Annotated in this window: 7 protein-coding genes and 1 pseudogene; 5 read left to right on the top strand and 3 right to left on the bottom strand. The window is 41.2% G+C overall.

Translation table 11 applies throughout. The annotated features are described in order from the left end of the window. The coding region (locus AC1DQW_RS26970; protein ID WP_477456889.1) for a hypothetical protein at positions 1–676 on the bottom strand (676 nt) is incomplete at its 3' end. A 321-nt stretch (positions 677–997) separates the two neighbouring features. On the opposite strand from AC1DQW_RS26970, the gene AC1DQW_RS26965 reads away from it, so the two are divergent. After that, complete coding sequence (locus tag AC1DQW_RS26965) at positions 998–1177, top strand: hypothetical protein (protein ID WP_477456888.1); 180 nt, start codon at positions 998–1000, stop codon at positions 1175–1177. A gap of 38 nt (positions 1178–1215) precedes the next feature. Here the strand turns inward: AC1DQW_RS26965 and AC1DQW_RS26960 are convergent, their stop codons facing one another. Further along, entirely contained in the window at positions 1216–1935 is a 720-nt protein-coding gene (locus AC1DQW_RS26960) for an RluA family pseudouridine synthase (RefSeq protein WP_477456887.1), read from the bottom strand. A gap of 164 nt (positions 1936–2099) precedes the next feature. Here AC1DQW_RS26960 and AC1DQW_RS26955 point away from each other — a divergent pair, with 164 nt between their 5' ends. The 4 genes from AC1DQW_RS26955 to AC1DQW_RS26940 all read left to right on the top strand — a co-directional run bounded on the left by AC1DQW_RS26955 (position 2100) and on the right by AC1DQW_RS26940 (position 7126). After that, positions 2100–2537 (top strand): hypothetical protein, encoded by a 438-nt coding sequence (locus tag AC1DQW_RS26955; protein WP_477456886.1) that lies wholly within the window; start codon positions 2100–2102, stop codon positions 2535–2537. 255 nt (positions 2538–2792) lie between these two features. Beyond that, positions 2793–3848 carry a UDP-glucose--hexose-1-phosphate uridylyltransferase gene (locus AC1DQW_RS26950; protein WP_477456885.1) on the top strand — a complete coding sequence of 352 codons (1056 nt, stop codon included), beginning with the start codon at positions 2793–2795 and terminating at the stop codon, positions 3846–3848. A gap of 140 nt (positions 3849–3988) precedes the next feature. Further along, positions 3989–5053, top strand: a complete 1065-nt coding sequence (locus tag AC1DQW_RS26945) for an aldose epimerase family protein (protein ID WP_477456884.1) — start codon at positions 3989–3991, stop codon at positions 5051–5053. Between the two features lie 156 nt (positions 5054–5209). Continuing rightward, positions 5210–7126, top strand: a complete 1917-nt coding sequence (locus AC1DQW_RS26940; protein WP_477456883.1) for a gliding motility-associated C-terminal domain-containing protein — start codon at positions 5210–5212, stop codon at positions 7124–7126. A gap of 186 nt (positions 7127–7312) precedes the next feature. On the opposite strand, the pseudogene AC1DQW_RS26935 reads toward AC1DQW_RS26940, so the two are convergent. Next, a pseudogene (locus AC1DQW_RS26935) lies at positions 7313–7514 on the bottom strand (hypothetical protein); the annotation flags it as partial.

The raw sequence follows: 7514 nt of genomic DNA, 5'->3' as shown, positions 1-7514 counted from the left end.
CCTTTAAAGAATCGTAGTTTTTGGTCCTGAAATAATTTTCGGCCTTATTATAAGTAATGAGACTTAAAAGATTAAGGCGAATAATTTTATTTTCATCAATTATGTGCTGAGCCTGATTAAGATAGGATAGGGACTGGCTATATAAGCCGCTTTTATAATATATATCAGATATGTTAACATTTAGCACTGCCTCTAAATATGGGTCATTTAGATTTTTAACCTCGTTTTTTGCTAATCCATAACTGGATACTGCTCCAATAGAGTTTCCTTCGTCGGTTTGTACAAATGCAAGATGGGTAAAATAATCAAAAAGAAGTAGATGATCGCTGCTTTTGTGTGCCTCGTCAATAGCTTTTACCAAAGCATTTTGTGATTCCTGGAGCCTTTCAAGCCGTCTTTGATATATACTTTCCATGAAGTATAAAATAGACTCCTTCTGTGCCAAATTATACCTCACAAAGGTATCGGTTATTGCCTTTTTTTTTGCAACAAGCTGGTTTAAAGGTGCGTTTTGAAAAAATAACTTGATATACCTGATTACTTTGTTTTCACGTTTCTGCTGATCTTTCAGTAAAATATAATCAACCAGGCTATCTTTTTTTGCGCTGGTTTCCGCATAACTGGTTGTTAGTGAGCAAATTAATAAAATTAATATAATAAAGCGAAGTGTTTTCAAAGTGCAGGTAATTTAGAATAAAAATATGCTTGCTAAAAATAAAGTCAAACTTGTGTTATCAAGCATTTACAGCAATATTTTAATCCTGTTTACGGGGTCAATGTATATCGATTTGTTTGTGAGGAAGCATGTATTAATTAACATTCATTACTATGTATGCTGCTCAAAATCAGGTTAAACAAACTTATTAGGTTAATTATAATGAAATATTACCGATTGGTGAGTTAAGATTATTCATATGTTTATCTGTTTTGTAAGCATTATTTGATTGGGGTATTTATTTTAATTACTATTGTAGTAAGTACTATCCGTTTTAAAATTATGAAAAAAATTACGTTTTTATGTATGGCAATTATTGCCACAGGCTATTTTTCCTGTAAAAAAGACAATGCAACCCCTGTATCGTCTAAAAACACCACCAAAAAAGAATTGGCTGTTAGTAGTAAAAAAGACACAACCACTCAAAGAGTAGTTGCTGCGAAAGATACCACTACTCAATAGTAACGGCTACTACGTATGCTGCTAAAATAATAATGAAACTAACTATCAAATTTTTCTAATAGTTTCAGCAGCGTTTCAAAATCCTTGGGATAGGGGGCATGTATAGTGACCTCTGTCTCAGGGCTAATTTTGAATGTTACCTCATAAGCGTGCAATGCAAAGCGTTTCATGATAGGCAGTTCTTCCTGATCTTTCCCTAAATGGTATTTCCTTTTTATTTTTGATAAAAAAACAGGCTCGCCCTTATACATTTCATCGCCGGCTATAGATGCCCTTTGGGTTGCCAGGTGTATTCTTATCTGGTGCATACGGCCGGTTACCGGGCGGCATTCCACCAGGGTATAGTGCTTAAAGTATTTCAATGACTGGAACCAGGTTTCGGCACGTTTACCCTCCTGCCTGCTAATGGTTACATTACCCTTACCAACATTTAATATGGGCAAATCTATCAGTAAATTTTCAAATGTATGGGTGCCATCGATAACGGCATGGTATACTTTTTTTACCTGGCGTTTTTCAAACTGCATGCTAACCATGCGGTAAGCTTCAGGGTTTTTGGCGATGATAAGCGCGCCGGAGGTTTCCTTATCCAAACGATGGCAAATCTGGGCATCGTCCCAATAACCCTTAGCCAGCCTGAGTAAATTTACCTCGCCGCCTTCGCGTTCATCAAGCGAACTTAAAAAAGGTGGCTTGTTAACTACAATCACATCATCATTCTCAAATAGTATCAGGTCGGCAAATTTCGGAAACTTCATATCTTAAATATAGCCGGCAAATTTACGGTTTATAATTTAAACAGTTGTTATTACAGTATAGGCGGGTTAAAGTACCATTTGTAAACTTGCAGTAAAAACAAAATTTAATTATAACGGTTATAATTAAATAATAAATTAATATTTACCAATTACCTGTAAACAGCATGAGTACTAACGCAACTAAACCTGAAGAAAAAGGATTTTTTGAAAAGGTTAAAGAGGCTATTGAAGGACTGTGGGATAGCACTAACGACACTGCCGAAGACGTAAAAGAAGCCGCCGAAGATAAATTTGAAACGCTAAAAGATAAAGTAACCACCCAAAAGGCTACTTCTGCAAAAACGGTARTTACCAAAAAGGCTGCGACAAGTGCCGATAAAGCAAAAGCTACTGCTGCTGATATAAAAGCCAAAGCTAACGAAAAAGCTAAGGCAATTACCACTAAAGCCCGGAGCGAAACTGCAACGGCAAAAAAAGCCGCGGCCGATGTAAAAGCCAAAGCCAAAACCCAGGCAAAAGCCATTAATACCAATGCAAAAGCCGAAGTTGAAAAAGCAAAAAAATCAGCTGCAACTAAAACAAAAAAACGGCTACCGCAGTAAAGAAAAAAGCTGTTGTGGCTAAATAAACATTCACTAAAACCTGATTTAGAGCGGCGGACTTCACAGTTCGCCGCTTTTTTTTGATAGATTTATTCTCTTATTATTGATTTTATAAGTTTCCCTTTCAGCGGGCGGTTTAGAGGAAGCTAAACTTTTTTATTTTAAATGTAACATTTACATTTATTTTTCTACTTTTGAAAAATCAAAAGCAATAACCAATTGCCATAAGCCAATAAAATCTGTATAAATAACATAATGGAGACTAATAATTTTGATCTTAAAGAGCATCCGCACAGTCGTTTAAATATTTTAACAGGCGATTGGATCCTGGTATCTCCGCACCGTACAAAACGTCCGTGGCAGGGTAAGGTGGAGGCCACGCAAGCCGATGAAAGGCCGCAATACGACCCGCAATGCTACCTTTGCCCCACCAATAAAAGGGCCGATGGGAGCGAGAATCCTGATTACAAAGCAAGCTTTGTTTTTACAAACGACTACTCATCATTGTTGCTGAACACCCCCGATGGCGGCTTGGATGATGATGAATTATTGGTAGCCAACAGCCAGAGGGGGATTTGCAGGGTTATCAGCTTTTCGCCAAGGCACGACCTCACTTTACCGCAAATGGAAACCGGCGAGATCAGGAAAGTTGTTGATGTATGGCAATCCGAATTTGAGAACCTTTCATCGTTTCCATGGATAAAACATATACAGATATTTGAAAACAAGGGCGATATTATGGGCTGCAGCAATCCGCATCCTCATGGGCAAATCTGGGCGCAAAACAGTATCCCGGTTGAGGTAGCTAAAGAAACCCAGCAGCAAAAAGCTCATTTTGAACAAAAGGGCCGAAGCCTGCTTGGCGATTATATAGCCCTGGAACTTAAACGCCGGGAACGTATTGTTTTTGAAAATGAGCATTTTGTTGTATTAGTGCCATTTTGGGCGGTTTGGCCCTATGAAACCATGATAGTAAGCAAAAGGCACGTTACCAGCATAGTTTATTTTACTGATGATGAAAAAAACGCCCTTGCTGATGCTATAAAAAGATTAACAGTGCGGTACGATAACCTGTTTGAAACCTCGTTCCCATACTCTGCAGGGATGCACCAGGCACCGGTTAATATGGGCGAACACCCATACTGGCATTGGCACATGCATTTTTATCCGCCTTTACTACGATCGGCAACGGTTAAAAAATTTATGGTTGGTTACGAGATGCTGGCAAACCCGCAGCGTGATATTACAGCTGAGTACGCCGCCGAAAGGTTAAGAAATTTAAGCGAAGCGCTTTATAAAGTTAAGGGATAAGCAAAAAATACCTATTTTAAACTAATTGTAAAAAAAGCTGCGTTTGAATTATTTATTTAAAAATCTATCATCAATAATGTTGCCTGCCTGCATATCTTTGGCAGCCTGTAATCAACCATCAATCAAAAAAAACAACCGATATGACGGATAGTACCAAAACTCCTGCTGATGCATTTGAAAAAAAAATCGATGGGAAACAAACTAATTTATATACCCTTAAAAACAAGAATGGAATAACTGCCACATTCACCAATTACGGTGGCCGTATTGTTAGTTTATTAGTGCCCGATAAAACCGGCAAACTCACCGATGTTGTTTTAGGGTTTGACAGTGTAGATGGTTTTGTAAATTCAACCGAACGTTATTACGGGGCTACCATTGGCCGCTATGGCAACCGTATTGCCAAAGGGAAATTTAAATTAGATGGCATAGAATACCAATCATCTATAAATAATCCGCCCAATACATTGCATGGTGGTAAGCAGGGTTACCAGGAAGTGATATGGGATGCCAAACTGATTGATTCAACTACCCTGGAGTTAAGTTATCTATCGAAAGATATGGAAGAGGGTTACCCAGGTAACCTAACTATAAAAGTTATTTATAGCTTAACTGATAATAACGAATTTAAATGCGTTTACGAAGCCCAAACCGATAAAAATACCATTGTTAACCTAACTAACCACGCGTTTTTTAACCTGAACGGCGAAGGCAGCGGTACCATATTGAACCATTTGCTGCAGGTTGATGCCGATAACTATATCCCGGTTGATGCAGGATTGATCCCTACAGGTAAAATAGAACCGGTAAAAGGCACCCCCTTTGATTTTACCACGCCCGAAACCATTGGCAAAAGGATAGATGATGATAATGAACAGCTAAAAAACGGCAAAGGTTATGATCATAACTACGTATTAAACAAACATGATATCACCATGCCGATAGCTACCGTTATAGGCGATAAAAGCGGTATTAAAATGGAAGTTTATACCGAAGAACCTGGCATTCAGTTTTATAGCGGTAATTTTATGCAGGCAAAAAACGTGATGAAACGCGGTATAAAAGATGAGTTCCGTACCTCATTTGCATTAGAAACACAGCATTATCCCGATTCGCCAAACCAGCCGCAATTCCCTTCAACGGAGTTGAAGCCGGGTGAGGTTTACAAAACACAATCATTATTCAAGTTTTCGGTAGTTAAATAAATCGATTGCTTCATTTATATTTAAAAAGGTTTTGCCATTTGGCGGGACCTTTTTTGTTTTACCTGCAAAAAAAAGACGGAGCCATGTACGATTTCTTTCTCCCGGAATCTCAAATCTTACATCTCAAATTTTATCGTAACTTTCGGGCCGCCGTTCATGAACCCTTTATTATTATCAAAACCCGCCAGGCAACTGTTTAGCGCAAAATATTATTTTATTGTGGGCTTATTGCTGTTTGCTAACCTGTGTTTTGCAACAAACGCGAATACGCCGCTGGTAACCATCAGTTCATCGCCAACAAGCGCATGTAAAGGGGAGTCAATTAAGTTTACCGCGGTAGCTGTTAATGGTGGTGCTTCGCCTGTTTTTCAATGGCTGGTGAATGGCGTTGGTGCCGGTGTTAACCAAAATACTTTTACAAGTACTTCGCTTGCTGATGGCGATATGGTGATGTGCCGTATGACGGCTTCGGGCGGCGGCGAAACTGTTAACAGCAACATGCTTACCGTCACTATCCTGTCGCCGCCATCCATTGTGCAGCATGATACCGCCATTTGCCCCAATAGCGGGCTGCTGCTGCAGGCCGATGTTACCGGCGCCGCTTATGCCAAATATAAAACGGTCGATTTTTCGAACCAGTTTAACTTCAACATCTCCACCAACACCTTTGGCCTGCAGTTTGTAAATTGCCCAACGGGCAACGTCACTTTTAACGGCATACCGTTCATCCTGTACCCCTGGAGCAATACCTATACCGGATGGAACGCCACCAATGCCACCGGTCCCGATCCGCGCAAATTGTTCATCCCCGTAAATGAAGATGGCGTTGTGGCCATCAACCTGCTGGCCAATACCTATTATGGTGTACCCGGGCCCGCGTCCTATGTGAGCGTAAGCTTTTGGGCAAACGGCAGCGAAGTGTACAAAAAAGACCTGATAGGCGACCAGGACATCCGCGACTATAACGCCGCCCAGTTCACCAACCAAATCAATAACGTAAGCACTATAAATGCCTGGCTATCTCCCAACAGGCAAAACCGGCTGGATAATGTACGCATCCAGATGCCAAGCCCAACCCGCATCGATAGCATTGTTATTAACGACCACGGCGGCAATGGCCAGCGCATTTTTATCCTTGGAGCCACTGTCGAAAAAACGCCATTGGGTTTAAAATGGTCAACCGGCGAAACCACGCCCGAAATAACCGTTTACCCATCACAGCCAACTACTTATACTGTAATTGCCACCAACGGCGTGGCAAGTTGTAGCAGCAGTAGTATCAATGTAAGCACGACCATTCCGCTGGTGCCCTCGGTAAGCATCAGCCAATCAGTAAACAATGTATGCCCCGGTACGTCTATTACCTTTATAGCCTCGGCCATCAACACAGGCAAAGAGCCCACTTACCAGTGGCTGGTAAATGGCACAAACGCCGGTACCAACAGCCTCACCTTTACTACCGGTTCGCTGGTTAATGGTGATGTGGTAACCTGCCACATGACTCCCAATCTTCACTGCGTTACAACACCAACAGCAACCAGCAACGCCCTAACCGTAACCCTTTTGCCGCAAGCCACAGTTGATGCCGGCCCTGATGTAACTATACACCAGGGTGACCAAACCCAACTAAACGCCACAGTGAGCGGCGATATCCTGAGCATGCAATGGAGCCCAGCCACCGGCCTTGATAACCCCGGCATACTTAGGCCCACGGCCACCCCAACGGCAACAACAAAATATACGCTGCTGGTGCAGTCCCAAAATACCTGTACCGCCATCGATAGCCTAACAGTAAAGGTGTTGCCTGCCAATATCGTGATCCCCAATGCCATTACCCCTAATCACGATGGTGTTAACGATGTATGGAACATTCAGTACCTCGACCAGTTTACCACCTGTACTGTAAACGTATTTAACCGCTACGGCCAGCGGCTTTTTTCCACCATCGGCTACCAGCAGCCCTGGAACGGTACCTATAAAAATAAGCTGCTACCCGCAGGTACCTACTATTACATTATCGATTTGAAAGATGGCAGCCCGGTAAAGTCGGGGTATGTGGTTGTGTTGTATTGAGGGAGGTGTTTATGGAATTGGTGCTTTTTACAAACAGGAACACCTAACAATGCAGGTTGCTTCATACTTCTACAACAGTCCGCAATAGGGATAGCAGTGAATACCGGCCTTGCGCTTAAGGCCTTGCAGGCGTATAAACGGATAGGTACTGTCTTAGAAAACAAATAAATTTTCATAAAAATTAGATTAATTTTGTTGTTTAATGAGAGCTTCTTTTAGATGTTCATCAAGTGTAGCCCCAGGCATTGCCGGGGCTATTATTTTTTTAGTGTGATCGAATTTGGCGTCGTATTTTTCGTTTTTCTTCCACAAGTAATACATCATTACCAATAGTTTTTTTTGTACTGCTACATACCCTTTCATCTTAATCCTTGTCCGGTCATAAACG

It is taken from the genome of Mucilaginibacter sp. P5_A4, from assembly GCF_056400605.1.
Note: the sequence above shows the minus strand (reverse complement) of the source record. Positions and strands in the feature narration are given on the sequence as shown.